General features: G+C 38.8%; 3 protein-coding genes. 2 read left to right on the forward strand and 1 reads right to left on the reverse strand.

Annotated elements, in window-relative coordinates:
- Nucleotides 1–20 precede the first annotated feature (20 nt).
- A complete protein-coding gene (locus tag AB4653_RS07400) occupies nucleotides 21–365 on the reverse strand; it encodes a DUF3802 family protein (protein ID WP_009846752.1) in 345 nt (114 codons plus the stop codon).
- 454 nt (nucleotides 366–819) lie between these two features.
- Here AB4653_RS07400 and AB4653_RS07405 point away from each other — a divergent pair, with 454 nt between their 5' ends.
- Complete coding sequence (locus AB4653_RS07405; protein ID WP_009846753.1) at nucleotides 820–1,686, forward strand: fructosamine kinase family protein; 867 nt, start codon at nucleotides 820–822, stop codon at nucleotides 1,684–1,686.
- Between the two features lie 56 nt (nucleotides 1,687–1,742).
- Nucleotides 1,743–1,913, forward strand: a 171-nt coding sequence (locus AB4653_RS07410; protein WP_372103713.1) for a CPXCG motif-containing cysteine-rich protein, incomplete at its 3' end; no start/stop codon positions are given.

Here is a 1,913-nt window from a genome sequence, read left to right on the forward strand (position 1 = left end):
GTAAATGTACTAGAAGCTAATTAGTCGTATTGAGCGACCGCAGTATCAAACAGATTCTTCACTAATGCGATGTATTCATCTAAGAATACAATTTGTTCGTTAGTCGCTTTTTTTGACCATACACCAGCTAACACTTCACCTAAATCAGCCACCACTGAATCCGCTTCTTTCAATAGTTGAAAACGAACGCTTGAATGTAACTCAGGGTTTTGCTCGAAAATAGCCATGATGTTTGTTGATATCATGTCAGTGATGATGTCTTCGACACTTTCATTACCTGTATCGCCATTACTATTAGTAAAGACATCTAGGTTAAATGATAAGTGTTCGATCAAAGCCAAATAGCCATCGGTTTCTACAACCACAATAAATCTCCGTTTAAGCTCAAGAGCAGATTAATATGTACCTACCTAATACTATGTATATGAGTCTGTTTGTCATCTCTTTATTACTAAAAACTGTATTAAAGTGATCCGAGCTAGCATTTAAGCTTAAATTTCAATCAAAACACCCTAACTTCACCAAACACACCTAAAATATAGTGAAAAATAATCTCAACCTATTTCTGCGATTCTATTGTATGAAAATCATCATGCCGTGAGATTAGTTCCAAACTATTTCCTTATATCATTCTCAATTTCTGTTTTGATTTCAAAGGGCTTGAATCAGTTCGAGTTCACAAATCAGCCAATTGATTCTACATTAGTTGAATAAGAGCCAAGAACATTGACGAGTGCGTCTATAAATTGCTCAGATTTATCCTAAACTATTGCTAGTAAACAAACAGTATTTCTAACCTTCAGTCTTTGAGGATTTCCTATGTGGCAGGCCATTTCTCAACAACTTTCAGATACTCTTCTATTTAACTTCCAGATAACTGAACGTACCAAGGTTTCTGGTGGCGACATTAACGATTGCTATATGATTAGCGATGGTAACGAACGTTACTTTGTAAAAGTGAACCTGCGAGAATTTTTACCTAAGTTTGAAATTGAAGCTGAGAACTTACGCTTGTTAAGAGAAACTTCTACCGTTTATGTTCCTGAGTTGGTACTGATTGGTAAAACCAAAGAATGCTCGTTCATTATCCTTAATTACTTGCCGACCAAGCCGCTTGAAACAAGCAATAATAGCTATGACTTTGGCGTTCAACTTGCCCAATTGCATCAATGGGGTGAACAGAAAGAGTTTGGTTGTGACCAAGACAATTATATTGGTAGCACCCTTCAACCCAACCCTTGGCATAAGAAATGGGGGCGTTTTTTCTCTGAGCAACGCATTGGCTTCCAACTGCAATTGTTAAAAGAAAAAGGCATCGAATTCGGCGATATCGATGATATTGTTGATGTAGTGAATATGCGTCTTGCAGGCCACAACCCTCGCCCTTCTTTGCTTCATGGCGACCTTTGGAACGGTAATGTTGCTAACTCAGCCTTTGGGCCAATCTGTTACGATCCCGCTTGTTATTGGGGCGATCATGAATGTGATTTAGCGCTAACTGAACTGTTTGAAGGGTTTTCAAAAGAGTTTTATGAAGGTTACCAGAGCGTCAATCCACTCGACGTTGGCTATACTGAACGGAAAGACATTTATAATTTGTACCATCTTCTCAACCACTGCAATCAATTTGGCGGCGAGTATTTAGCACAAACTGAGGCGTGTATTCAGAAGATACAGGCCGTTTAACACCAATCACAGTTAGCTACTGAGATTAGTACAAGTTACAGTGAGGATAATTCGCCATGCATAAATACACAGAGAAACATGTTTCTTGCCCCCATTGTGGTCATGCAATTAGCATAACGCTGGATGCTTCTAATGGGAGCCAAGATTTTTACGACGATTGCCCTGCATGTTGCAATGCAATTCATCTGGACATGCAGGTTGATGAATTGAGAGACAGAATCCATCTC

This window comes from Vibrio sp. 10N.222.48.A3 (genome assembly GCF_041475345.1).
GTDB classification, from domain to species: Bacteria; Pseudomonadota; Gammaproteobacteria; order Enterobacterales; family Vibrionaceae; genus Vibrio; species Vibrio tasmaniensis_A.